This window comes from Pseudonocardia wallangbongensis, assembly GCF_054486945.1.
The window spans coordinates 368,846-393,045 of record NZ_JBRERS010000003.1 but is presented as its reverse complement, the minus strand read 5'-3'; the positions used below and the strand labels follow the sequence as shown (position 1 = coordinate 393,045).

The following is a 24,200-nucleotide window of genomic DNA, read 5'->3' as shown; positions in this document are numbered from 1 at the left end:
ATTCTCCCTCTACTAGCCCTTGATGGCACCGGCGGTCATGCCGGCCACGATCTGGCGGTTGAAGAACAGGAACATCACCAGCGGGGGAATGGTGATGAGGAGGATGTTCATGAACAGCAGGTTGTACTGCGTCTCGTACTGGCTCTGGAAGTTGTAGAGCGTGAGCTGCACGGTGGCGTTCTGCTCGCCGGGCAGGAAGTACAGCGGGTGCGTGAAGTCGTTGAAGACCACCACCGACTGCACGACGATCACGGTGACGGCCACCGGGCGCAGCAGCGGGAAGATCACGCGGAAGAACAGGCGCAGCGGGCCCGCGCCGTCGATGGTCGCGGCCTCGTCCAGCTCGCGCGGCACCGTGGAGATGAAGGCCCGGAACAGCAGGATCGAGAACGACATCCCGTAGGCGACCTCGACGAGGATCAGCCCCGGCATGGTCCGGAACAGGCCCAGCCCCTGCAGCACCCAGATCGTCGGTACCACGGCGGGCGGGATGATCAGCCCGGAGAGCACGAGGAAGTTGACGAACCCGGTCCAGCGGGTGGGGCGGCGCTGCAGGACGAACCCGACCATCGCCGCGATGATCACCATGATCGCCACGCTGGAGACCGTGAGGATCGTGCTGTTGATGAACGCGATGATGAGGATGTAGTCGCGCGCCTCGATGGCCTCCCGCAGGTTGTCCAGCAGCGCGATCTCGGTGGGCCAGGTGAACTCCAGCAGGCCCGCCTCCTGCTGCGTCTTCATCGCGGTGACGAGGACGAACGCGAACGGGACGACGAACAGGAAGGCGAACGCGAGGATCGCCGCCGTGCCGAGCCAGTAGCGGGTCGCGGTCCTCACATCTGCACCTCCTTGCGGGAGAGGAACCGCGAGAGCGGCAGGACGATCGCGGTGACCAGGACGAACAGCAGGACGTTCCCGGCGGTGGACAGGCCGTAGAACCCGGCCTGGTACTGCTTGTAGATCACCGAGGCGATCACGTCGGAGGTGAAACCGGGCCCGCCCCGCGTCATCGCCCAGATGAGGTCGAACGACCGCAGGCCGCCGATCAGGGACAGGATGATCACGGTGACGGTCGCGGGGCGCGCGAGCGGGAGCAACACGTGCCGGAACTGCGCCATCGGCCCGGCGCCGTCCACCCGCGCCGCCTCGAAGTACTCCTGCGGGATCGAGACGATGCCCGCGATGTAGATGACGGTCGCGAGCCCGACGCCCTTCCACACGTCGACCAGCGCCACCGACAGCAGCGCGATCGACGGGTCGGTGAGCCAGCCCGGCCCCGCGATCCCGACGGCGGCGAGCGCCTCGTTGATCGGGCCGCCGAAGGGGTCCATGAGGGCCTGGAACGTGATCCCGACGCCGATCGTGCTGACCAGCACCGGGAAGAACACCACCGACCGCAGGAATCCCCGCGCGATGATCTGGGAGGTCAGCAGCACGCCGAGCAGCAGCCCGAGCACGACCTTGAGCCCCGACGTCACGACCCCGTAGACGACCGTGTTGACCAGGCCGGTGACCAGCGCCGGTTCCCGGAAGAACTGGACGAAGTTGTCCATCCCGATGAACTCGAACTCGAACAGGCTCCAGCGCGTGAGGCTGAACCAGAACGAGGCGAACGTCGGGACCAGGAAGAAGATCGTGTAGATGATCGCGGCGGGCACGTAGAACCACGTCGGGTACTGGCTGCGCGGCCGCCGCCCGGTGGACGCGGGCGGCGCCGCCCCGGCGGGGGCGGCGCTGCTCCTCGTGGTGGTGATGGCCATCTGGTCGCTCTCCGGATGGTCGCCGCTAGTCCCACCCCGGCAGCCCGAGCTGCTGGGCCTGCTTGCGGACGTCCTGGTCGTACAGGGCGGCGCCGTCGGCGGCCGAGCGGATGCCGGAGCCGACCTCGACGGTGATCTGCTCCAGGGCCGGGCCCTTGATCGGCGACAGGAACTCGAGCGCGGGGCTGTAGGTCCCGGCGTCGATGTAGGTCTGGAAGTCGGTGGTGGCCGGGAGGACGTCGGCGGGCAGCGTGCACCCGTCCACCGCGTACGGCCCGGTGGGCGTGGCCCCCTCGGACTGCGCGTCGCACCCCGCGGGGCTCGCGATGAACGCCTCGAGCTTCTTCGCGGCGTCCAGCTTCGCCCCCTCGGTGGTCTTCGGGATGTAGACGCCGTTGGGCGACCAGACGGTCAGCCCGTTCTTCGCGGGGTCGTCGCCCGGGATCGGGAAGATGCCGACGTCCTTGGCGCCCTCGGGCGAGGCGATGGTGAGGGTGGGGATGCCGTTGGTGAGCATCGGGTAGTGCGCGCCCTCGCCCTCGCCGAGCTTCCGCATGCCCTCCTCCATCTTGGCGGTGGGGAAGTCCTCGTTGTAGTAGCCGAGGTCGTGCAGCTGCTGCAGGTGCTCCCAGCCCTTGAGCGCGGCGGGGGACGTGGCGTACTTCGCCTGGCCCGCGGTGTAGCGCTCGGCGAAGTCCGGCTCGGCCGCGGCCACGTTGTGGAAGTCGCCGAGGACGAACAGCTGGGAGGTGTAGGTCTCGCCGTAGGTCTGGATGACCGGGACGGTGCCGGCCGCCTTGATCGCGTCGTTGTTCGCCATGAACGCGTCCCACGTGCGCGGGATCTGCAGGCCCAGGTCGGCGTAGATCTTCTTGTTGTAGAGGATCGCGCCGGTCAGCTGGGGCCCGAACGGGGCGCCGTAGACCTGGTCGCCCGCGCTGACGACCCGCTTGAAGTTCTCCTCGAGCGAGCCGACCCAGGGCTGGTCGGTCAGCGGCGCGAGGTTCTGCTCGGGGCCGATGGCCTGGAACAGCGACCCGGAGTTGTAGACGAACACGTCGGCCATGTCGCCGGTCGCGAGCCGGGTCTTGACGATGTTGTCGCCCTCGGACCCGCTGGGCCGGGTCTCGACGTCGACGGTGATGCCGGGGTTCTGCGCCATGAACGCCTCGGCGACGCTCTCGGCGGCGTTCACCGTGCTCTGGTTGCTGCCGACGAGGAAGGTCAGCGAGACCCCGTCCCCACCGCTGCTGGAGCCGAGGCTGCCGGCGCTGCAGCCGGCGAGGGCCAGCACGGCGCCGGCCGCGAGCGCGATCATCCGCAGGTGACGGCGCGGTGATGTCTGCTTCCTCATCAGGACCTCTTTGTCGGGACGGGAATTAAAACGTTTCAGACGCTGCGGCGACCCTATTGGCGCATGTGACTTGCGTCAAGTCGAACCTCACGCGCGGCCACGAGAAACGATCAGTAGTGAAAGGTTTCACCGCTGGTCGGCGGCGGCCCAACCGGCCCACCGCGACGGTGTGACCACCAGGAGCGCACCCGCCGGCGGCGCCGCCGCGTACGGCGGGTACTTGGCGGCCAGCGCGGCGAGCGCCCGCTCGCGCAGCCCGCCGTACTCGTGCACCGCCGCGGTGCCGTCGACACGCACCCACCACAGCGCCGACCAGTCGTCCGCGTAGTGGTCCACGACGACGCCCACCCGCGGGTCGCGCCCGACGTCGGCCAGGCGCGCCAGCCGGGTGGTGGTCTTGGGCTTGACCTCGTCCACGGCCGAGCAGACGAGCCCGTCGAGCAGCACGAAGGTGACCGGCACCAACCGCGGGGTGCCGTCGGGGCGCAGGGTGGCCAGCCGGGCCACCGGGGCGGCGGCGAACCGGGACCGCATCGTCACGGGATCGAGCGCGGGCACCCGCGCAGTGTGGTGCGCGGATCCGCCCGGCGCGATCGCTGAGGCCCCTGCCAGACGATCAGGGCTACGCTGCGCGTGCATGGCTCCTCCCGCCGCCGTGGCCGTCGCACCGGGCGTCTTCCGCATCCCCACCGTCGGGTCGTGGGCCGTCAACTCGTTCGCGCTCGTCGGCGACGACGGTGCCGTCACGCTCGTCGACGCCGGCCTCGACCGCGCGCCGGCCCGGATCGTCGCCGGGCTGGCCGCGCTCGGGAAACACCCCTCCGACGTGCAGCGGATCGTGCTGACCCACGCCCACCCCGACCACGCGGGCGGCGCGCGGGAGATGGCCGCCCGCACCGACGCCCCGGTCGCCGTGCACGCCGACGACGCCGGGTTCGCCGAGGCCGGCACCAGCCCGCCCAGCGATCGCACGTACCCGGTCGGCCGGATCTTCGCCCGGCTGCAGAACGGCCGCTTCCCACCGGTGCCGGTGGGCGAGAAGCTCGTGGACGGCCGGCTGCTCGACGCCGCCGGAGGGCTGCGGGTGGTCGCGACGCCCGGCCACTCCCCCGGGCACATCTCCCTCCTGCACGAGCCCACCCGCACGCTGATCACCGGCGACGCGATCTTCAACGTGCTCGGCCTCCGCTACCCGCCCCGGATGCTGTGCACCGACTTCCGGATGACCAGGCGCACCGCGCACGTCCTGGGCGAGCTGGAGTACGACCGAGTGGGGTTCACCCACGGCCCGGACATCGTCGACGGCGCGCGCGAGGCCGTGCGCCGGTTCCTCGCCAGGACGGTCCGGCCGGACACGCCGGAGTAGCCACGCGCCGGCCGAGCCCGTTGCAGCAAAGCCACTTCCACGCAACCTGGCTGCGTGGAAGTGGCTTTGCTGCAATCCCGGGGCCGCGGCCCGGCCCGGCCAGGGGCACCCTCCGGGGGTGGCCCGAGATGCATGATCATCGGGTCGGTGCACCAACGGCCACATCCGGCCGCCCCTGCACCAACCTGCTGATCACGACCATCAGGCCTCGGGCATGACCAGCAGACAGGTCCCGCGCGTCGGCACTCGGAGATGGCCGCCGCGATCGCCTTGATCAGCAGGATCGGGACATGAACTGCACCCATGCGGCTTATGTCCCGATCGTACCGATCATGGCGCTCGGATCATCGGTCCTGGGGTCCCGGCCACGGAAACCAAGGGGAGGTGCTCGCGATCGGAGATCGACTGGCCGCGATCTCCGATCGCGCTGAGCCCCGTTGCAGCCAAGCCACTTCCACGCAACCTCGCTGCGTGAAAGTGGCTTTGCTGCAATCCCGGGGCCGCCCGGCCCGGCTAGGGGCGCCCGGCCCTGCCCTCGAGCAGGCCGCGGATGTAGCCGACGGCGTACAGCCGGCCGAGCACCCCGTACCCGGCCTGCGTGCCCACCTCGCCGTGCAGGGTGGGCACGTGGTCGGAGCGCATCAGGCCGTCGAACCCGATGCCGCGGTAGGCGTCGATGCAGGCGCCCATGTCGGTGGGCCCGGCGTCGTGCCAGGTCTCGACGTAGCTGTCGACCGTGCCCTCCACGTCCCGGAAGTGCACGAAGAAGATCTTCCCGCCGTCCCCGAGGTCACGGATCGTGGTGGGCAGGTCGTCGGTCATGAGCCGGAAGTTGCCCTGGCAGAACGTGACGCCGTTCATCGGGCTGTCGGAGACCTCGAGCAGCCGCCGGAAGCCGTCGACGCTCGACATGATCCGCCCGATGCCGCCGAGCGGTGAGATCGGCGGGTCGTCGGGGTGCATGGCGAGCCGCACGCCCGCCTCCTCGGCGACGGGGAGCACCCGCGCGAGGAAGTACTCCAGGTTCTCCCAGAGCTGCTCCTCCGAGATCGTGCCGAGCGGGGGCGGCGGCCCGGCCTCGAAGACCGCCCGGTCGAACCCGGTGACGGTGGAGCCGCCGCGCGCCGGGACGGAGGTGCTGGTGCGCACCCAGTTGCGGTCGGTCATCCACTCGTAGCACCAGACCGGGATGCCGAGCCTGCCCATGTTGCGCAGCATCGTGCAGACGGTCTCGATCTCCTCGTCGCGTCCGGGGAGGCCGCGCTTGGCGAGGTTGAACGGCGGGCGCCACTCGATCACGCCGAGGTCGAAGCCGTTGCGCTCGTAGAGGTCCTTCGTGCGGACCATGGGCAGGTAGTCCCACGGTGCGTCGTGCCCCGGCTGCGGCCGGGGGTCGCCGGGAAGCGTGCCCACCGCGTCGGTCACGCCCGCCTGGCGCATCAGCGGCCAGAGGCTGCCGTCCGCTCGATCGGCCGGCAGCATCTCCGCGATCCTCATCGACCACCCATTCCTGTTCCGCTACGCAGAACGTAATCCCGCTGGAGTGAACCTCCGTCGACCGTACCGTCCGTGAGACGGCACATCCACAGCTCGATCACGGAAACGAACCTCTCGGCGGCGGGTCCGGGTTGGTGCGGCATCGCGGCCGTAGGGTCGGTCCATGGCGGAATCGTCGAGCGCAGGATTTCCGTACCACCGCATCGTCGCGGACCTGCGTGACGCGATTGTCAGCGGCGAGCTGCCGCCCGGCGACCAACTCGGATCGGAGTGGACGCTCGCAGAGCGGTTCGGGGCGAGCAGACCTACCGTGCGCCGCGCCATCGCCGTTCTGAAGGCCGAGGGCCTCGTGGTCACCGAGCAGGGACGCGGAACGTTCGTGCGCCCACGTCCGAGCGTGCGCCTGACCGTGACCGGCACGAACTTCCGGAGACACCGCTCTGCCGGACTGGCCGGTTTCAACGCCCAGGCGAGGGAACAAGGCCTACACCCTGAGCAGCGTCTCCTCGGAGTGACGGAGGCGACCGGACCGGCCGAGATCGTGGCACTCCTGGGAGCTGCACCGGAAACACCGCTCGTGCTGAGGAGGCGGTTGTTCCTGATCGAGGGCGAGCCGGTCGCGCGTGTCGACAGCTACTTTCCTGCAACCCTGGTGCGCGGCACACGGATCGCGGAGGAGTCACTCGTCCCCGGTGGCACCGCCCGCATCGTCGAGGACCCCGACGGTCCCATCCGGCGTCGGCTGGCACGTTCCGTCGACGAGCTGGTCAGCCGGATGCCGACACCGGAGGAGGTCGAGCTGCTGCGGATCCCACCCGGGGTGCCGGTAGTCCAGGTGCACAGGACGATGTACGACGTTTCAGGTGACGCGGTGGAGGTTCAGGTTTCCGTCGCAACAGCCGATCGGCACACCTTTCGATACGAGGTCGACCTGTGACCGGCGCTCTTCGACTCGGAGCCGTCCTTTCCTTGTCCGGACGGTTCGCACGGTTCGGCGTGCAGGCGGCCCACGCCCTCGAGTGCTGGCGCGAGCTGGCCCCCGGCACAGACGTCATCGTCGAGGACGATCGGGGAGACGTTGCCACGGTGCGGCGGCAGTTGGATGCGCTCTCTCCACGGTGCGACCTACTGCTCGGGCCCTACTCGACGTTGCTGATGCGGGCGGCCGCGCAGACGGCCGTGGAGCGCGACCGATTGATCTGGAACCACGGAGGATCGGGCGACGACGTGCAGCACGCCGCCCCCGGTCGGGTCGTGTCCATCCTGACGCCGACCAGTGAGTATGCCGCCCCGTTCGTCCGCCACCTCGCCGAAACAGTCGATCATCCTCGGCTCGTCCTCGTCGAGGGTCGCGGGCGTTTCGCGACCCAGGTCGTGGCCGGCGCCGAACGGACTGCGGCGCAGATCGGCGTCGAGACGGTGCGCGCAGGTCACGACAGCCTGCCCGCGGACGACAGGCCGTGGGATCTCTTCTGCGCGGGGACCTTCGAGGAGGACACCGCCCTCGTGGCAGCAACCCGGACCGCACCCCGACCACCACGCACCATCGGGACGGTGGCCGCTGGGGTACGCGAGTTCCACGATGCCGTGGGCGACAGCGACGGCGTGCTCGGTGTCGCCCAGTGGTTTCCGGGCACGGGATGCGACGTGGCGATCGGGCCGTCCGAGGCAGCGTTCCTCGGTGCGTACCGCCGCCGGACCGGCACTCTGCCCGACTATCCCGCCGTCCAGGCGGTGGCAGCGGCAGCCCTCGCCGTGCATTGCGCCGGTCTTGCTGGCGGAACAGCGGCAGATGATCTCCTGCGAGCTGCTGCCGGCCTCCGGACGACGACGATGTTCGGGGCGTTCGCAGTGGACGGCGCGGGCGTCCAGACCGCACATCGAATGGCGATGGTGCGCTGGCGACAGGGTCAGCTGGCAGCCGCGTGATGGACTTGTATTACCAAGTTCGCTACCCTCTTCCCATCCAGGACGAGGGGTTGAACATGTCGTTGCGCCGCTACCGGGACAGCTGGGGAAGATCATTAGCGAGCGTCGACGACGACGGCTCGCCGCCAGACTGGAACAGGTCACCTTCCGCGAGTACGTCGCATACCGGCGGTCCCGCGGCTGGTGGCGATGAGCCGTGGTCACTGATCATGACGGCGGAACCCCGTTGGAGCCCGTCGACTGCATCACTGCCGCAGCGCGGTTCATGGCGGCACAGCCGGGCGCCGCGCGTCGCGCCCTCGCGATCCACCGCCCGGACGCCAAGAGCCGTTGTATCGGATGCGGCCACCGGGGCGTCCGCTGGCCTTGCGTGGTGGTCGAGATCGCCCGGCGAACGCAGGAACAACGCTGACGACAGCCCTGGGGAGAGCGGCACCGGCGGATCGCGGAGCTCGCAGCGACCATCTGCCCTTGATCACCGGGCTCTCGAGCCCGACACCACCGGTTGTCGGGGCCGCTCCGTAACCTGATCCCGTGCTCGCCGTCCACGCCCTCTGGTCCCCGGGCCGCGGGGTGCTGCTCTGGGCCGAGGACGGCGACCGGCCCACCGGCTCGTCGAGCCGCTCGCTGCGCCCCGCGCGGCCGCACCCGTTCGCGGCGCCGGTGTCCGCGCTCGCGGCCCTGCACCCGGGCAAGCCGGCCGCCGCCACGCTCCTGCTGCCCTCGCGCCCGGGCGGGCCGCTCGCCTCGCCGGAGCTGGTGCGCAGCGGGGGCCGGGCCGGGGCGCCGCGGGGCGGTCCCACGTTGCGCGCGTGGACGGTGCCCGCGCTCGCCGTCGATGCCGCGGAGCTGGAGGACCCGGCCGACGAGGCGCGCTACGGCAGCTCGGTGGAGCACCTCCGCGCGGTGGCGGCGCTCGCGGCCGACCTCGCCGCCCGCGGCCGGGTGCTGCCCACCCTGCGCCGTTCCGGCGGCCGGGCGTTCGCCCGGTGGCGCCCGGTCGTGCAGGGGCTCGACGCCGTCGCGTTCGACGCGCTGGTGGGTGCGCTGCCGCCGATCGGGCGAGCGGAAGCGGTCGCACCGGACGCCGGGCCCGATCCGCACGACCTGCTCGCCGACGCGCTCGAGGCCCTCACCGACGCCGCGGTGCGCGACCGGTTGGCCCGCGCTCCCGAACCGGTCACGCTGCTGCCGCCGCGGCCGGGGCCGCTGCCGGCCACGGACGCGTGGCTCGCCGCCCTGCTCACCGCCGACGGCCGGATCGACGAGTCGGTCGCGGCCACGGAGGTCTCCACCCTCCAGGACGCCGTGGCCGGGTGGGACGCCGTCGGCGCCGACACCACCGGCGAGGGCCGGGCCTCCTTCCGGCTCTCGGAGATCACCACGCTGCACGACCCGTCCGATCCCGGGCCCGACACGCTCGACCAGACCGGCGACGGCACCCGCTGGGTGCTGGAGTTCCTGCTGCAGTCCACCGCCGACCCGAGCCTGCTCGTACCGGGCGAGCAGGTCTGGGCCGGTGCCGCTGCGCGGCTGCTCGCCGAACCCCAGGAGCTGATGCTCGCCGAGCTGGGCCGGGCGGCGCTGGTGTACCCGGCGCTCGCCCGGGCACTGCGCCAGGCCCGGCCCGACCACCTCGACCTCACCGTCGACGACGCCCACGAGTTCCTCACCTCCCGGGCCGCGCTGCTCGTCGAGGCCGGGTTCGGGGTGCAGCTGCCCCGCGGGTGGGACGGCGCGCGCCGCGTCGGGCTCACCCTGTCCGCCCGCAGCACCCCGGCCGACCGCGTGCTCACCCGCAGCGGCCTGGGCCGCGAGCAGCTGGCGGAGTTCCGCTGGTCGATCGCGGTGGGCGACGAGGAGCTCTCCGAGGAGGAGATCAGCGATCTCGTCGCCACGAAGGCGCCGCTGGTGCGGCTGCGCGGCCGGTGGGTGAGCGTCGATGCGGAGCGGCTGCGCAAGGGCCTTGAGTTCCTGCGCCGCGCGCGGCGTCGCGCCGATTCCGCCGCGCCGACCGCCGCGGAGGTGCTCGCGCTCGCCCAGCGCCACCCCGACGACTGGCCCGAGGACGAGCTCCCGCTCCCGCTCACCGACGTCCGGGTCGACGGCTGGATCGGCGAGCTCCTCGCCGGCACCGCGGAGCGCACGATCACAGCCGTCGAACCGCCGCCGGGTTTCCACGCCCAGCTGCGGCCCTACCAGCAGCGCGGCCTGTCCTGGCTCGCGTTCCTTTCCGCGCTCGGCCTCGGCGCCTGCCTCGCCGACGACATGGGGCTGGGCAAGACCGTGCAGATGCTCGCCCTCGAGGCCCACGAGCGGGCGCGGGAGGCTCAGGGCCCCACCCTGCTGGTCTGCCCGATGTCGCTGGTCGGCACCTGGCAGCGCGAGGCGGCCCGGTTCACCCCCGATCTGCGCGTACTCGCCCACCACGGCGCCGGCCGCGCCCACGGCGAGGAGCTGCTCGCCGCCGTGGCCGACGCCGACCTCGTGGTCACCACCTACGCCACGGCCGCCCGCGACGGCGACGACCTGGCACGGGTCGCGTGGCGCCGGCTCGTGCTCGACGAGGCGCAGGCGGTGAAGAACAGCCGGGCCACACACGCGCGGGCCGTGCGCCGGTTCGACGCCGAGCACCGGGTCGCGCTCACCGGCACCCCGGTGGAGAACCGGCTCTCCGAGCTCTGGTCGATCATGGACGTGCTCAACCCCGGCCTGCTCGGCACCGCCGACGCCTTCCGCACGCGCTACGCGATCCCGGTGGAGCGCCACGGCAGCAAGGACGCGGCCGCGCTGCTGCGCCGCGTCACGCGCCCGTACCTGCTGCGCCGGGTCAAGACCGACCCCACCATCATCGACGACCTGCCCGACAAGATCGAGGTCACGCAGCACTACCGCCTCACCCGCGAGCAGGCGTCGCTCTACCGCACCGTCGTCGACGACATGCTGGAGAAGATCGAGGACTCCGAGGGCATCGAGCGCCGCGGCAACGTCCTCGCGGCGATGGCCAAGCTCAAGCAGGTCTGCAACCACCCGGCGCAGCTGCTGCACGACGGCTCCCCCGTCGGCCGGCGCTCCGGCAAGATCATCCGGCTCGAGGAGATCCTCGCCGAGATCCTGGACGAGGGCGACCGCGTGCTGTGCTTCACCCAGTTCACCGAGTTCGGCCACATGCTCGTCCCGCACCTGTCGGCCCGCTTCGACACCGACGTCGCGTTCCTGCACGGTGGCACCACGAAGAAGCGGCGCGACGAGATGGTCACGCGGTTCCAGGCCGGTGCCGGCCCGCCGATCATGCTGCTCTCGCTCAAGGCGGGCGGCACCGGGCTCACGCTCACGGCCGCCAACCACGTGGTCCACCTCGACCGCTGGTGGAACCCGGCCGTCGAGAACCAGGCCACCGACCGCGCGTTCCGCATCGGCCAGCGCCGCAACGTGCAGGTCCGCAAGTTCGTGTGCCCGGGCACTGTCGAGGAGCGCATCGACGAGCTCATCACCAAGAAGAAGGCACTCTCCTCCATGGTCGTCGGCGACGGCGAGGGCTGGCTCACGGAGCTGTCCACCGAGTCGCTGCGGGAGCTGTTCACGCTCGGCGGGGAAGCCCTGCAGGAGGAGTCCGATCAGGAGGACCCCGATGCCTGACCCGGATCCCTTCTGGTGGCGCGACGCCGCGCCCGCCCGGCCGCGCAAGGTCGAGGGCGGCATCCAGATCAACAGCACCCGCGGTCCGGTGGCGCGCACGTGGTGGTCGAAGCGGTTCCTGTCGGTGTTGGAGTCGCTGGGGATGGGCGGGCGGCTCTCGCGGGGCCGCAGCTACGCGCGCGCCGGCCAGATCGTCTCCCTCGACGTCGACGTGGGCGGCGCCACCGCCCGGGTGCAGGGCTCGCGGCCGCAGCCCTACCAGGTGCGGGTGGGCGTGCCGGCGTTCGGCAAGGCGGAGTGGGCGGCGGTGGCGCAGGCGCTGGCCGACGACGCCTCGTACGCGGCGGCGCTGCTCAACGGGGAGATGCCCCGCGACATCGAGCGGGTGTTCGAGGCGGTGGGGCTCTCGCTCTTCCCGGCCACCGAGCGCGACCTGGCGATGGACTGCAGCTGCCCCGACCACGCCGTGCCGTGCAAGCACCTCGCCGCGGTCTGCTACGTGCTCGCGGAGCGGTTCGACGCCGACCCGTTCCAGATCCTCGCGTTGCGCGGCCGGCACCGGGAGGCGCTGCTGGACGAGCTGCGCGCCCGGCGCTCGGCGGCCCCACCCGCCGCACACGGGGAGGACCTCGCCGAGGTCATGGACCGGTTCTGGGCGGCGGCCGACCTGCCCGAGCAGCTCGCCGGGCCGCGCACGCCGCCGGATGCGTTGCTGGACCAGGTGCCGCCGTTCCCGATCGAGGTGCGTGGCGAGCAGCTGGCCGAGCTGTTGCGCCCGGCCTACCGGGCGCTGGGCACGGAGCTCTAGAAAGGAGTCGTGTCGAACTCCCCTCACCTCGCCACTCTCGCCGTCCACGGCGGCAACGCCGTCGACGCCGGGAGCGGGGCGATCCGCCGCCCGCTGGTCATGGCCAACTCCTACGCCCTGCCCGACGACCCGTCGGGGCTGTCCTGGTCGGGCACCGGCACGCGGCTCTACACCCGCAACGGCGGCGCCAACCAGGGGTGGCTGGAGGAGAAGCTCGCCGCGCTCGACGGCGGCACCTCCGCGGTGACCCTCGCCAGCGGGATGGCCGCGATACACGCCCTCCTCTTCACCGCGCTGCGCTCCGGCGACCACGTCGTCTGCTCCGACAACACCTACGTCGGCACGTACCGGCTGCTCACCGAGCTGCTGCCCGCGAAGTACGGGATCACGGCCACGCTCGTCGACTCGTCCGACCCGCGGGCCGTGGCCGCCGCCGTCCGCCCGGAGACGCGGCTGGTGCACGTCGAGTCCCCCGCCAACCCGACCACGCGGATCACGGACGTGGCCGCGGTCGCCGAGATCGCGCACGCCGCGGGCGCCGTCTGCTCGGTGGACGCCACGTTCGCCACGCCCGTCCTGCAGCGCCCGCTCGCGCTCGGGGCGGACGTCGTCGTGCACTCGCTCACCAAGTACATCAACGGCCACGGCGACGCGATGGGCGGCGCCGTCATCGGTGCGGGTGCGGCGGGCACGGCGCTGGTCGAGGCCGTGCGCGCGGACGCGATGGTGAACGTCGGCGGGGCGATCAGCCCGTTCAACGCCTGGCTGATCATGCGCGGCTCGGTCACGTTGCCGATGCGGATGCGGGCCCACTGCGCGGCGGCGCTGGCGGTGGCCGAGTTCCTCGTGGAGGACCCGCGCGTGGCGTACGTGGCCTACCCGGGGCTCGCGTCGCACCCGCAGCACGCCCTCGCCGCCCGCACCCTGGACGGCGGGTTCGGCGGGATGCTCGCGTTCGCCGTCTCCGGCGACGCCGACACCCAGAACCGGTTCGTCGCGGCGCTGCGGGTCATCACGTCGGCGGTGTCGCTCGGGCACGACGAGTCGCTGATCGTGCACGTGTCCGGCGACGACGAGCGCGCCCGGTTCTACCCGGAGGATTTCCGCCGGTACGGGCACCTGCGGTTCTCGGTGGGCCTGGAGGACCCGCGGGACCTGGTCGCCGACCTCGACCAGGCCCTCACGGCGACCGTCGGTCCTCGGCGCGGAGCAACCCCGTCACGGTCGCCACGGTAGCGATCATGACGACGATGCCGATCACGGCCGCGGTCGCGTAGCCCGACTCGGCCGGGAACTCGAGGCCTTCCGGCGTGTGCGCCTGGAGGACCAGGCCCGCGATCGCGGACCCGAAGGAGAAGAAGACGCTGCGGACGACCTGGTTGAACGCCATCGCCGCGGAGGTCTCGGCCGCCGGGGTGGCGGCCAGGATGATCTGGGGCATGGCCGCGGAGAACGTGCTGACCCCGTAGCCCAGCACCGCCAGCGCCACCAGGAGCCCGACCAGGTTGCCCCGCACGGCCAGGAACACCGCGAACGCGGCGAGGACGACGGCGCCGCCGACGGTGAGGATGCCGCGCGGCGACAGGCGGGCGGCGGTCCTGGGTGCGGCGGTGCCCGCGACGAATCCGGCCAGGGAGAACGGCACCAGGGCCAGGCCCGCCCAGAACGTGCTCAGGCCGAACCCGTACCCCGCGCTGGTGGGGGTCTGGGCGTAGCGGGTGGCCAGGGCCAGCAGCAGGTACATCCCCAGCCCGGCCAGGGCCATGGCGAGGTTCGCCACCGCCACCGGGCGGTGGCGCAGCAGGCGCAGCCCGACCAACGGCTGGTCGGTGCGCAGGTCGCGCCGGGCCCACCCGGCCAGCAGCAGCACACCCACGGCGCCCACCGCGACGGCCGTGCCCGGGCGGGTGGCCCAGAGGCTCGTCTGGGAGGCGTCGATCAGGATCGCGAGCAGCCCGGCCGACAGCAGGAACGCGCCGGGCAGGTCCAGGCGGGCTGCCTTCCCGACCCGCGCGGCGGGGATCGCCGCCCAGGCGCCGGCCAGCGCGAGCGCCGAGACGACCAGGCCGATGGCGTAGGCGGCGTGCAGCCCGGCGGCGTCGGTGAGGAACCCGGCGAGCGGATAGCCGACGCCGATGCCCACGGTGGAGGCCACCGAGATCATCGCGATCACGCGGCGGGAACGCTCGGCGGGCAGGTGGTCCCGGGCCACACCCATCATCAGAGCGGTCAGGCCCAGGCCGACGCCTTGCAGGGCACGGCCGAGCAGGACGCACCAGAACGGGGTGGGCAGCACGGTCAGCACGCTGCCCGCGAGGACGACGGCGAGGGTGGCCAGGATCGTGGTCCGGCGGCGCCCGCCGGTGCCGAGCCGGCCCAGGAGCGGGGTGGCCACCGCGCCCGCCAGCAGGGTGCTGGTCAGGGTCCACTGCGCTGCGGCCAGCGAGACGCGGTGTTCGACCGCGACCGCGGTGATCAGGGGCGCGCCGAGGCTGCCGATGGCGGCCACCACCAGGGCGATGAAGATCAGCGTGGGCGCCAGTAGCGCGGGCGCCGCGGCTTCGGACCGTTCGCCGGTCTCGTTCCGCCTCGGAGCGGTCACGTGTTCGACTCCGAGGTCACGTGCTCGAACAGGCCCGCCCGCACCCGCGTACGCACGCCCTGCGCCCAGGGCTCGTCGACCTCGTCCACGCCCAGGGCGGCGCCGGTGTTCAGAAGCATCCCGTAGGCCAGGAAGGTCTTGACCGTGATCGCATCCAGGCCCGTACCGGCGGCCACCTCCCACAAGCGGGCGAAGCGGGAGCGCACGACCTCGCGCACGTCGGCGTCCCCGCAGGCGGCGAACCCCTGCAGCTGCAGCAGGAGCGAGGTGCGGTCGGCCAGCAGGTCGTAGTACTGGCGGCCCATCGGCGCCAGTCCCTCGAGCCCGGCGCGGCCTGCAGCCGCCTCGGCCATGCCATCGGCGACCCGGTCGAACGCGGCGCCGACGAGCTCGAGGAACAGGGCCTTCTTGGTGCCGAACATGCGGAAGACGTAGGGCTGGCTGATTCCCGCCGCGCGCGCGATGGCCTCGGTGGACGCGCCGTGCAGGCCGTGGTCGGCGAACTCCCGGGCCGCGATCGCGAGGACCTGTGCGCGTCTCTCGCCGGCGCTCATGCGTGGGCTCACGCCACTCAAGTTACTAGTGAGTGACTACTAACTAGTAGGGCGGGATCCTTCCGCGCGGACCGGGCCGGCGGGACCTGGTCGTGCTGATGTTCGGCGGTCAGCCGATGCGCGGTGGTCCGGGAGGGGCCATCGGGCCCGGCGGGCGACCCCGCCCCGGGCCCGACGGCGGGGGGCGCCCCCGGACGAGCGAGCGTCGCACTAGGCGACGGCCACCGGCTCGGCGAGCATGCCCTGACGACGCGCCCGCCGCTCGAACCACAGCGTCGCGAGCGGCGGGATGCTCGCGGCCAGCGCGATCAGCGTGACCGGAAGGCGCCACCGCAAGGTGCGCGCCACGACGAGCGTGACGACCACGTAGGCGATGAACAGCGCGCCGTGGATCGGGCCGAACACGTTCACGCCGATGTCGTCGAACACGACGACGTACTTGAAGAACATCCCGACGAGCAGGCCGGCCCACGAGCACGCCTCGGCGATCGCGACGACGCGGAACGCCAGTGCGCCGGTGGACGGGGAGACGACAGCCACCCCTTCACTCTGCCGGACGCATGATCCCACCCGTTTGCCGGGGCCGACCACCGAGCGTATCCGCCGCTAGTCGGCGAGATCATCACACCGACGGCTCCGGCGCCGACCCGCTCGCCCCGGCCGTGCGCCGTCGCAGCACGTACTTCTGGACCTTTCCGGTCGAGGTCTTGGGCAGCGGACCGAACACCACCGCCTTGGGCGCCTTGAACCGCGCGAGCCTGCCCCTGACGTGCTCCCGCAGCTCGTCGGCGGTGGCGCTCGCACCGTCGTGCAGGGTGACGTAGGCGATCGGGACCTCGCCCCAGCGCTCGTCGGGCGCGGCCACGACCGCCGCCTCCAGCACGGCGGGGTGGTCGGCGAGGACCTGCTCCACCTCGACGCTCGCGATGTTCTCCCCGCCGGAGATGATCACGTCCTTGCTGCGGTCCCGCAGCTCGACGTAGCCGTCGGGGTGCAGGACGCCGAGGTCGCCGGTGCGGAACCAGCCGTCCGGGGCCGCGGCCGCCGTCGCCTCCGGATCGCGCAGGTACCCGAGCATCACGTTGTTGCCGCGGAGCGCGATCTCGCCGATCGTCGCGCCGTCGGCCGGCACGTCCGCGCCGTCCGGCGTGACCACCCGGGCCCGGCACGAGATCATGTTGCCCACGCCCTGCCGGGCCTTGCGCCGCGCCTGCTCGGCGGCGTCGAGGCCGTTCCACTCCGGCCGCCAGTCACAGATCATCACCGGCCCGAACGTCTCGGTGAGGCCGTAGAGGTGCGTGACGTCGAACCCGAGCTCGCCCATCCGGCGCAGGATCGCGGGCGACGGCGGCGCCCCGCCCACGGCGACGCGCACCGTGCGGTCCAGCGGGGCGGCGCCGTCGGCGTACGCGATCATCGAGAGCACGGTCGGCGCCCCCTCCAGGTGCGTGACGCCCTCCTCGCGGACCAGCCGCCAGACCTCCTCGGGCTCGACCTTCGGCAGGCAGACGTGGGTGCCGGCGGCCGCGGTGACCGCCCAGGGGAAGCACCAGCCGTTGCAGTGGAACATCGGCAGCGTCCACAGGTGCACCGCCGACGGGGACAGCCCGGTGTGCGCGGCCATGGCGAGGGCCTGCAGGTAGGCGCCGCGGTGGTGGTACATCACGCCCTTGGGGCGCCCGGTCGTCCCCGAGGTGTAGTTGACCGACAGTAGCGCGCGCTCGTCGGCCGGGGCGGCGGCCTGCGGGGCGGCCGCGGCGAGCAGCTCCTCGTACCGCTCCCCCACCGGCACGAGCACCGGCGGCTCGGCCAGCCCGGACACGGCGTCGGCGACCAGCCCGTCGAACACCGGGTCGTGCACGAGGACGGCCGCCCGCGAGTGCTCCAGGATGTAGGCGACCTCCGGCGCCGCGAGCCGGGTGTTGATCGCGACCAGCGGCACGCCGGCCCAGGGCACCCCGAAGTGCGCCTCGAGCAGCACGTGGGTGTTCGGCGCCAGCACGGCCACCGGACGGCCGCCGGCGAGCGGGGCGAGCGCTCCCGCCAGACGCCGGCACCGGTCGTGCAACTGCGCGTAGCTGTAGCGCCGGTCCCCGTCCACGACGGCGATCCGGTCGCCGTGCGCGGCCGCGGCCCGATCGAGGAACGACACCGGCGTCAGGGGCTCGAACGAGAGGTCCACGTCGACATCCACGGCGGCATCCATGCGGTCACTATCTCCCGCGGCTCCGGGCGGGTGGTAACGCCCGCTCCGCACGGGCCGAGCACGCAGGCACACCCGACGGGCTTCCCGCCGTCGAAGGGACCGATCATGAGCACCGACCCGCTCGCCGAGCCCGGACACCACCACCACCGCGGCTGCTACTGGGACCACACCCGCTGCGGCTGGGTCTGCCCGCCCCCGCGGGTCACCCCGGAGGAGGCGCCTCCTCCAGCGCGGCCACCCGCTCGTGCAGCCGCGCCCGGATCTCCTCCGGCGGGTACGCCCGCCGTTGCCGCTCGCTCCGGCCGATGACGACGCCCGGCGGTCGCGACCCCGGCGAGACCGGCGAGCCCGAGCACCTTCCACAACCGCGGCGCACCAACTTGATCCGGTGCTCGGGGAACAGATCACCCTCGACCAGGCCTGCGAGCTGATGCGCACGGGGCGACATCTGCCTCTTCCGCGGCTCCTCCCGCGCCGACCGGGCGATCCGCGGCGTCACCAACGCCACGGTGAACCACGTCGGCATGGCCCTCGTCGTCGACGACCTGCCACCGCTGATGTGGCACGCCGAGCTGGGCCGGGCGCTCCCCGACCGCTGGGCGGGCACCCGGCACCGCGGCGTGCAGTTGCACGACCTGCCCGTAGCGGTGCTCCAGTGGGCCACCGCTACGGGCAGCGGGCCTGGCTGCGCCGGCTGGCGGGCCCCATCGGCCGCGCCGAGGAGAACGGCGCGTTGCGGGCGGTCGCCCGGTTGGACGGCGCCCCGTTCCCGTCCACGGTCCGGCTCGCGGGCCGGTGGTTGCGCGGGCGGCTGCCCGCCGCACTCCGCGGAAGCGGTTCCGGAACGGACCTCGGGTTGGAGAGCGCTTACTGCGCGGAGGTCGTAGCCCGCACCTACCAGGAGATGGGGTTATTGCCGCCGGATCGCAGCCCGGACTGGTATGACCCCGGACGGTTCTGGAGCGGCGACGATCTCGACCTCGCTCCCGGGTTCCGGCTCGGCGGTGAGATCGCCGTGAAGCTGCCAGCGGCTCCCGCGATGCCCGGAGGCTCCCCTTTCCCCGGCGCGCGATCCATTCCGGCCACGGCGCCCCCCAAGAGTCGGACCCGGATCGACAATGCGTGGCTACCTCCTTTATCATCGATCCCGAAATTAGTGCCCACCGTTCTCCTGCGCCGCAAGCCCGCCCCGGCGGGTTGTCCGGCGTACCCGGAGCAGTTCTGAAAGGCAGCACCAGTGGCCAAGCAGACGACCGTCACCCTGGTCGACGACCTGGACGGCAGCGACGCGGACGAGCAGGTCGAGTTCGCGATGGACGGCAAGTCCTACGAGATCGACCTGTCCTCCTCCAATGGCGCCAGATTGCGCGATGCCCTCGCGCCCTTCATTTCCGCTGCTCGTCGCACGAGCGGCCGCCGCCGTTCGGGTGGCGCCGTCGCCACGGCCCGGCCCAGCACCGACCGCGAGCAGAACCAGGCCATTCGGGAATGGGCCCAGCAGCAGGGCATGAAGATCTCCGAGCGGGGCCGGATCCCATCCAACGTGCTCGAGGCCTACCACAAGGCGCACTGAGACAAGACACGCCGGGACATCAGCGCGAGGGCGGGTCATCCGGATTGCGTCGTCGAGCCGGATGACCGTGCCGCTCGGCAACAGCTCGGCAACGATGTGCGTTCGAGTGCCGGCCTCTCGCGTTGCGGCGATCGGGGGGTCTCGTCATGCCGCCGTCAGGGTGCCGGCGAGGGGTCGACGTTTCCCGGGTCACTGCCTCGGTCGCCGTAACGGCGGCGGGCGAGAACGGCCGCGATCGCCAGCGGCACGGCCACCGTGAGCGCCACCCGGAACACCGCCTGGAAGTCACCGGCGTCGGCGAGCGGAGCCAGCACGGCGGTCCCGACGGCGGCGCCGAGGAACAGCAGCGCGGCGAACAGGGCCACCACCGTCGCCCGCTCCTCCGCGACCACCTCCGTGGACCAGCTCTGCAACGTGGTGTGCAGGAAGGCCCACGACCCGCCCAGCAGCACGCCGGCGGCGATGACGGTGGGGACCGACACGGTCAGCGAGGGCAGGGCCCACCCCGCGGCGAGCATGGCCGCGCCGACCGTTGCGAGCGCCGGCGCCGACAGGCGGCCGACCAGGATCCGGACGAGGCGGGACAGCACCACGGCGCCGGCCCCGAACGACGCCGCGACCAGCCCGCCGACCGCCGCCGAGAACCCGAGCGCCTGCACGGCGGGCGCCAGGTAGGTCACGACACCCAGCACGACCACGCCCTCGACGAGCACCAGGACGAGCACGACGAGCGCCCACCGGTGGCGCAGCACCGTGGTGATCGACCGCAGCGGGCTGCCGGTCATCGGCTGGCGCTCCGGTTCCGGCAGGCGGCGCAGCGCCACCCACAGCACGGCCGCCGCGATCCCGGTCAGCGCCGGCACCACGCGCCAGCCGATCACCTGTGCGAGCACCCCCGCCCCGGCCGTGGCCACCGCGGTGCCCAGTGACGACGCCGTGAGGACCTCCGCGAGCGGACGCTGCCGCAGCCGCGCCTCCCACATGTCGCCGACGTACACGAGCGTGGCCGGGACCAGCGCGGCGACGCACGCGGCCGCCACCGTGCGGGAGATGCCGAAGACCAGCAGGTTCGGGGAGAGCGCCGACACCGCGCCCGCCACTGCGGCGCCCAGGAGCGACACCCGCATGACCCGGACCCGCCCGATCCGATCGCTGACCAGGCCCCACACGGGCTGCATGAGCCCGTAGGCCAGGAAGTACGCGCTCGCCACGGCGAGCACAGCGACGAGGGGCTCCCCCAGGTCGAGGCCGATGACGACGAGCATCGGGGCCAGCGCGAAACGGTCGCAGGAGCTGGTGAGGGCGGTCAGTTGCAGCAGCCGCAGCCGGGTCCGCTCGCCGGCTCTGCCGATGTCGGTCGTCACCGCTCGACCATGCTCCGCGCCCGCTCCGTCCGCTGCCGGGACTGCACGTGAGTCCTGCCACTCGCAGCCAGCCCCGAGTGGGGCGAACGAGAGTGCCGTTCGTGCAACTGAAGCAAGTTCCCGACTCCGTCCCGGTCGTGGACACCCCGATAGCGTGGGATGCGTGACCGCCGATCTCGACCCCGAGGAGTTCCGCAGGCTCGGCCACGCCGTCGTCGACTGGATCGCCGACCACCGCGCCGGGCTCGACCAGCTTCCCGTGCAGCCCCGCGTGGAACCCGGATGGGTGCGGGCCCGGCTGCCGGCCACGCTGCCCGAGGATCCCGCCCCGCTCGAAGATCTCCTCGACACCGTCGACCGGGTCGTGGTGCCGGCGAGCACGCTGTGGCAGCACCCGCGGTTCTTCGGCTACTTCCCCGCGAGCGCGTCGCTGCACTCCCTCCTCGGCGACATGCTCTCCGGCGCGTTGGGGGCGCAGGGGATGCTGTGGTCCACCTCGCCCGCCGCCACCGAGGTGGAGCAGGTCGTGGTGGACGGGTTCGCCGCCGCACTCGGCCTCGACCCGGCGTTCACGTTCGCCGGCGGCGGGGGCGGCTGCATCCAGGACTCGGCGTCGTCCGGCGCGCTCGTCGCGCTGCTCGCCGCGCTCCACCGCGCCGACGCCGGGTGGCGGGAGACCGGGGTGCGCGGCGACGAGCGGGTCTACGTCACCGCGGAGACCCACTCCTCACTGGCGAAGGCGGTGCGCGTCGCGGGGCTCGGCGCGGGGGCGCTCCGCACGGTGGACACGGCGCCGGGCTCGCTCGCGATGCACCCGGACGCGCTGGCCGCGGCCCTGGAGGCCGATGTCGCGGCCGGGCTGCGGCCGGTCCTGATCTGCGCGACCGTCGGCACCACCGGTACCGGCGCGGTCGACCCGGTGCGAGCCGTGGCCGACGTGGCCCGGGAGCACGGCGCGTGGGTGCACGTGGACGCCGCGTGGGCCGGCGTGGCCGCCCTGTGCCCCGAGTTCCGGCACCTGCTCGACGGCGTCGAGCTCGCCGACTCGTTCTCCACGAACCCGCACAAGTGGCTGCTCACCGCGTTCGACGCGTCGCTGCTGTGGGTGCGCGATGGTGCGGCGCTCCCGGCGGCGCTGTCGATCACCCCGGAGTACCTGCGCAACACCGCGTCGGAGTCGGGGGCGGTGGTCGACTACCGCGACTGGCAGGTGCCGCTCGGGCGCCGGTTCCGGGCCCTCAAGCTGTGGGCCGTGGTGCACGGCGCCGGGCTCACCGGCCTGCGGTCGCACATCCGCGAGCACGTCGCGCTCGCGGCGACGCTCGCCGACCGCGTGCGCGCCGACCCGGGGTTCGAGCTGGCCGCCGAGCCGTCCCTCGCGCTGGTCTGCCTCCGCGTGGTGACCGGGGCCGGCCCGGACGCCGACGACGCCGCCTCCCGGGAGGTCCTCGCCCGCGTCAACGCCACGGGTGCCGCCTTCCTGACCCACACGGTGACCGAAGGCCGCTACGTCATCCGCGTGGCAATAGGTTCGGTGACGACGGAGAAAACGGATGTAGACCACCTATGGTCCGAGCTGAAGTCCTCCCGGAGCGTTGTGGCTCCATAGCGCTGCCAGGAGACCGCCAGAACAGCGTCATGGCTCCACAACGCGGTCAGGCCTCCTCGTGCTCCCGCTCACCGGGGATCCGGTGGCGCAGGAGCACCCGGCTGCCGCGGTCGTCGTAGCGGATGAGCACCGACTCGGACATGTGGCTCATCAGCGGGATCCCCCGCCCACCTTCCGTGGGTTGGTCGGCGGGTGGACGCCAGCTGCCGTGGTCGACGACCTCGATGCACAGCGTCCCGGGCTCCGTGCGGGTCCCCGACTCCGTCCACAGCGTGAGCTCGACGGCCCCGGCCTCGTCGGGGCCGTAGGCATGGCGGACTGCGTTCGCGGCCGCCTCGTCGACCGCGAGCACGACATCGGCGACCTCCACCTCCGTGAGCGCCAGCGGGGCGAGCCAGCCGGACAGCTCCCGCCGGATCAGCGAAAGCTGATGCGGATCGGCGGGCCAACTGCGGTGGACGAACTCGATGTGGCCGGGGGCGGGCCGGCGCGAAACCTCCATGCCCGTCACGTTCCACCACTCCACCGAGAAGCAAACGTCGCCCGCCGCCCCCATTCGTCCGGTGGCCCGTTCGCCGCGCCGCACGGACCGGCGGTCGCTTCGTTCACCTGCGGTTCACCCGCAGGACGGCGATCAGCGGCAGAAGTGGGAGCTGCCCACTCCGCGCATGGGTGCTACAGGTGAGCGTGCTGCTGGCGAACGTGGCCACCGGCGACGCCGAGCCGGCGACCATGCTCGAGCAGCCGGCCGACGCGGTCGAGGTGCTCGCCGCGGCACTCGGCACCGACGGCTCCGATGTGCGGCGGCTGCGCGACGGCGCGGGTGAGCAGTTCGTGCGCGGGGCGTGCGTGATCGCCGTGTCCGGCGCCGTCGCCGAGCTGGAGGCCGCCATGCGTTAGCGGGGCCGGATCCCCGGGTAGGCCCTGGACATGACCTCGCACACGACGGATGTGCCGGCCCAGCGGTCGGCGCCCCTCCCGGGGGCGCCGGAGCACGCTACGACGGGTACCGGGCTCAGCGACGTCTCGACCGGCGAGCTCGTCCGGCGGCTCTCGACGCAGCTCTCCGAGCTGTTCCGCCGCGAGCTGGAGCTCGCCAGGACCGAGCTCACCGCGAAGGGCAAGCGTGCCGGTGCCGGAGCCGGCCTCGCCGGGGCAGGCGGCGTGGTGGCCCTCTTCGGGGTCGGCGCGCTGGTCGCGGCGGCGATCGCCGGGCTCGCCACCGTGGTCCCGGTGTGGCTGTCGGCGCTGATCATCGGGGTGGTGCTGCTGCTCGTGGCCGCAATCCTCGCCTTCGTCGGGCGGGGCCGGCTGCGGCGGGCGACACCCCCGGTGCCGGAGCAGGCCGTCCAGGGCGTCCAGAGCGACGTGGACGCCGTGCGGAACGCGGTGCACCGGTGACTGCGCCCGGGGGTGCAGGCACCCCGCACGAGGGCGAGGTCGTCGAACGGGACGTCGAGCAGCTGCGCTCGGAGCTCGGCGACACGGTCGAGGAGCTGGTCCACCGTGCCGACGTGCCGCAGCGGCTGCGCGAGAAGCGCGCCGAGACCGCGGAGCGGGTGCAGGCCCGGGTGGCGCACGCCCGCGACGTCGCCCGCGATGCGATGGTCGAGAAGGCACCCGCCGTCGAGGACGCGGTGCGCCGGCGGCCGATGGTCGTCGGCGGGGTCATCGCGGCCCTCCTGCTGCTGTCCCTGCGCAGCCTGTGCCGCCGGCGCAGGCCCCGGAAGGAGGACGCCGATGGAGCGCGGTAACTCCAAGCACAGCCCCCGAGAGGACGAGGCGCTCGCCGACCAGGTCGCCGGTGAGCTCGGCCCGGGCGGGTCGAACCGCGAGGAGTGGGCGTCGGCGGAGCCACCCGCCGACGACGACCCGCCCGAGCGGACCGGCCCTCCAGGAGCACCATGAACAGCTCTGGCCTACTGCGCCACGCCCA

25 protein-coding genes are annotated in these 24,200 nt (G+C 72.7%); 13 read left to right on the top strand and 12 right to left on the bottom strand.

Annotated elements, in window-relative coordinates:
• Positions 1-12: 12 nt before the first annotated feature.
• From ACU436_RS13240 to ACU436_RS13225, 4 genes are all read right to left on the bottom strand, one after another.
• Positions 13-840 carry a carbohydrate ABC transporter permease gene (locus ACU436_RS13240; protein ID WP_459024977.1) on the bottom strand — a complete coding sequence of 276 codons (828 nt, stop codon included), beginning with the start codon at positions 838-840 and terminating at the stop codon, positions 13-15.
• A complete protein-coding gene (locus ACU436_RS13235) occupies positions 837-1,763 on the bottom strand; it encodes a carbohydrate ABC transporter permease (RefSeq protein ID WP_459024975.1) in 927 nt (308 codons plus the stop codon). Before ACU436_RS13235 ends, ACU436_RS13240 begins: the two co-directional genes overlap by 4 nt.
• A gap of 25 nt (positions 1,764-1,788) precedes the next feature.
• Positions 1,789-3,117 (bottom strand): ABC transporter substrate-binding protein, encoded by a 1,329-nt coding sequence (locus tag ACU436_RS13230; protein WP_459024973.1) that lies wholly within the window; start codon positions 3,115-3,117, stop codon positions 1,789-1,791.
• A gap of 126 nt (positions 3,118-3,243) precedes the next feature.
• Positions 3,244-3,675 (bottom strand): TIGR03668 family PPOX class F420-dependent oxidoreductase, encoded by a 432-nt coding sequence (locus ACU436_RS13225; protein ID WP_459024971.1) that lies wholly within the window; start codon positions 3,673-3,675, stop codon positions 3,244-3,246.
• A 79-nt stretch (positions 3,676-3,754) separates the two neighbouring features.
• Here ACU436_RS13225 and ACU436_RS13220 point away from each other — a divergent pair, with 79 nt between their 5' ends.
• A complete protein-coding gene (locus ACU436_RS13220; RefSeq protein WP_459024969.1) occupies positions 3,755-4,483 on the top strand; it encodes an MBL fold metallo-hydrolase in 729 nt (242 codons plus the stop codon).
• 513 nt (positions 4,484-4,996) lie between these two features.
• Here ACU436_RS13220 and ACU436_RS13215 read toward each other — a convergent pair.
• A complete protein-coding gene (locus ACU436_RS13215; protein WP_459024967.1) occupies positions 4,997-5,980 on the bottom strand; it encodes a mannonate dehydratase in 984 nt (327 codons plus the stop codon).
• Positions 5,981-6,143: 163 nt separating this feature from the next.
• On the opposite strand from ACU436_RS13215, the gene ACU436_RS13210 reads away from it, so the two are divergent.
• The 5 genes from ACU436_RS13210 to ACU436_RS13190 all read left to right on the top strand — a co-directional run bounded on the left by ACU436_RS13210 (position 6,144) and on the right by ACU436_RS13190 (position 13,592).
• Positions 6,144-6,917 (top strand): GntR family transcriptional regulator, encoded by a 774-nt coding sequence (locus ACU436_RS13210; RefSeq protein WP_459024966.1) that lies wholly within the window; start codon positions 6,144-6,146, stop codon positions 6,915-6,917.
• A complete protein-coding gene (locus tag ACU436_RS13205) occupies positions 6,914-7,909 on the top strand; it encodes an ABC transporter substrate-binding protein (protein ID WP_459024964.1) in 996 nt (331 codons plus the stop codon). Before ACU436_RS13210 ends, ACU436_RS13205 begins: the two co-directional genes overlap by 4 nt.
• Positions 7,910-8,443: 534 nt before the next feature.
• The gene (locus ACU436_RS13200; RefSeq protein WP_459024962.1) at positions 8,444-11,548 is read left to right on the top strand and encodes a DEAD/DEAH box helicase; all 3,105 of its coding nucleotides are present in this window, start codon (positions 8,444-8,446) and stop codon (positions 11,546-11,548) included.
• The gene (locus ACU436_RS13195) at positions 11,541-12,356 is read left to right on the top strand and encodes an SWIM zinc finger family protein (protein ID WP_459024960.1); all 816 of its coding nucleotides are present in this window, start codon (positions 11,541-11,543) and stop codon (positions 12,354-12,356) included. The genes ACU436_RS13200 and ACU436_RS13195 overlap by 8 nt, the downstream gene beginning before the upstream one ends.
• 9 nt (positions 12,357-12,365) lie before the next feature.
• Positions 12,366-13,592, top strand: coding sequence for a trans-sulfuration enzyme family protein (locus ACU436_RS13190; protein WP_459024958.1), 1,227 nt, complete (start codon positions 12,366-12,368; stop codon positions 13,590-13,592).
• On the opposite strand, the gene ACU436_RS13185 is transcribed toward ACU436_RS13190, so the two are convergent.
• The 5 genes from ACU436_RS13185 to ACU436_RS13165 form a co-directional block, all read right to left on the bottom strand.
• A complete protein-coding gene (locus ACU436_RS13185; RefSeq protein WP_459024956.1) occupies positions 13,537-14,958 on the bottom strand; it encodes an MFS transporter in 1,422 nt (473 codons plus the stop codon). The genes ACU436_RS13190 and ACU436_RS13185 overlap by 56 nt on opposite strands.
• Positions 14,955-15,524 (bottom strand): TetR/AcrR family transcriptional regulator, encoded by a 570-nt coding sequence (locus ACU436_RS13180; protein WP_459024954.1) that lies wholly within the window; start codon positions 15,522-15,524, stop codon positions 14,955-14,957. Before ACU436_RS13180 ends, ACU436_RS13185 begins: the two co-directional genes overlap by 4 nt.
• Positions 15,525-15,722: 198 nt before the next feature.
• Positions 15,723-16,052, bottom strand: a complete 330-nt coding sequence (locus ACU436_RS13175; protein WP_459024953.1) for a DUF3817 domain-containing protein — start codon at positions 16,050-16,052, stop codon at positions 15,723-15,725.
• 82 nt (positions 16,053-16,134) lie between these two features.
• Positions 16,135-17,718, bottom strand: a complete 1,584-nt coding sequence (locus ACU436_RS13170) for an acyl--CoA ligase family protein (RefSeq protein WP_459024951.1) — start codon at positions 17,716-17,718, stop codon at positions 16,135-16,137.
• A gap of 202 nt (positions 17,719-17,920) precedes the next feature.
• The gene (locus ACU436_RS13165) at positions 17,921-18,244 is read right to left on the bottom strand and encodes a hypothetical protein (protein WP_459024949.1); all 324 of its coding nucleotides are present in this window, start codon (positions 18,242-18,244) and stop codon (positions 17,921-17,923) included.
• Between the two features lie 129 nt (positions 18,245-18,373).
• Here ACU436_RS13165 and ACU436_RS13160 point away from each other — a divergent pair, with 129 nt between their 5' ends.
• On the top strand, positions 18,374-18,943 hold the full coding sequence (locus ACU436_RS13160) for a hypothetical protein (RefSeq protein WP_459024947.1): 570 nt from the start codon (positions 18,374-18,376) through the stop codon (positions 18,941-18,943).
• Between the two features lie 12 nt (positions 18,944-18,955).
• Positions 18,956-19,291, top strand: a complete 336-nt coding sequence (locus ACU436_RS13155; RefSeq protein WP_459024945.1) for a histone-like nucleoid-structuring protein Lsr2 — start codon at positions 18,956-18,958, stop codon at positions 19,289-19,291.
• A 155-nt stretch (positions 19,292-19,446) separates the two neighbouring features.
• On the opposite strand, the gene ACU436_RS13150 is transcribed toward ACU436_RS13155, so the two are convergent.
• Positions 19,447-20,655: an MFS transporter gene (locus tag ACU436_RS13150; protein WP_459024944.1), complete on the bottom strand. Its 1,209-nt coding sequence runs from the start codon at positions 20,653-20,655 to the stop codon at positions 19,447-19,449.
• A gap of 163 nt (positions 20,656-20,818) precedes the next feature.
• Between ACU436_RS13150 and ACU436_RS13145 the strand changes: the two genes are divergently transcribed.
• Positions 20,819-22,264, top strand: a complete 1,446-nt coding sequence (locus ACU436_RS13145; protein WP_459024942.1) for a pyridoxal phosphate-dependent decarboxylase family protein — start codon at positions 20,819-20,821, stop codon at positions 22,262-22,264.
• Positions 22,265-22,310: 46 nt separating this feature from the next.
• Here the strand turns inward: ACU436_RS13145 and ACU436_RS13140 are convergent, their stop codons facing one another.
• Positions 22,311-22,766 (bottom strand): ATP-binding protein, encoded by a 456-nt coding sequence (locus ACU436_RS13140; RefSeq protein WP_459024941.1) that lies wholly within the window; start codon positions 22,764-22,766, stop codon positions 22,311-22,313.
• A 179-nt stretch (positions 22,767-22,945) separates the two neighbouring features.
• Between ACU436_RS13140 and ACU436_RS13135 the strand changes: the two genes are divergently transcribed.
• Genes ACU436_RS13135 through ACU436_RS13120 form a run of 4 tightly spaced genes read left to right on the top strand, consistent with a single transcriptional unit; the run spans position 22,946 to position 24,172 of the window.
• Positions 22,946-23,164, top strand: coding sequence for a hypothetical protein (locus ACU436_RS13135; protein ID WP_459024940.1), 219 nt, complete (start codon positions 22,946-22,948; stop codon positions 23,162-23,164).
• Between the two features lie 30 nt (positions 23,165-23,194).
• Positions 23,195-23,665: a phage holin family protein gene (locus tag ACU436_RS13130; RefSeq protein ID WP_459024939.1), complete on the top strand. Its 471-nt coding sequence runs from the start codon at positions 23,195-23,197 to the stop codon at positions 23,663-23,665.
• Positions 23,662-24,018: a DUF3618 domain-containing protein gene (locus tag ACU436_RS13125; protein ID WP_459024937.1), complete on the top strand. Its 357-nt coding sequence runs from the start codon at positions 23,662-23,664 to the stop codon at positions 24,016-24,018. Before ACU436_RS13130 ends, ACU436_RS13125 begins: the two co-directional genes overlap by 4 nt.
• Positions 24,005-24,172 (top strand): hypothetical protein, encoded by a 168-nt coding sequence (locus ACU436_RS13120; protein WP_459024935.1) that lies wholly within the window; start codon positions 24,005-24,007, stop codon positions 24,170-24,172. The genes ACU436_RS13125 and ACU436_RS13120 overlap by 14 nt, the downstream gene beginning before the upstream one ends.
• The last annotated feature ends 28 nt before the right edge of the window (positions 24,173-24,200 follow it).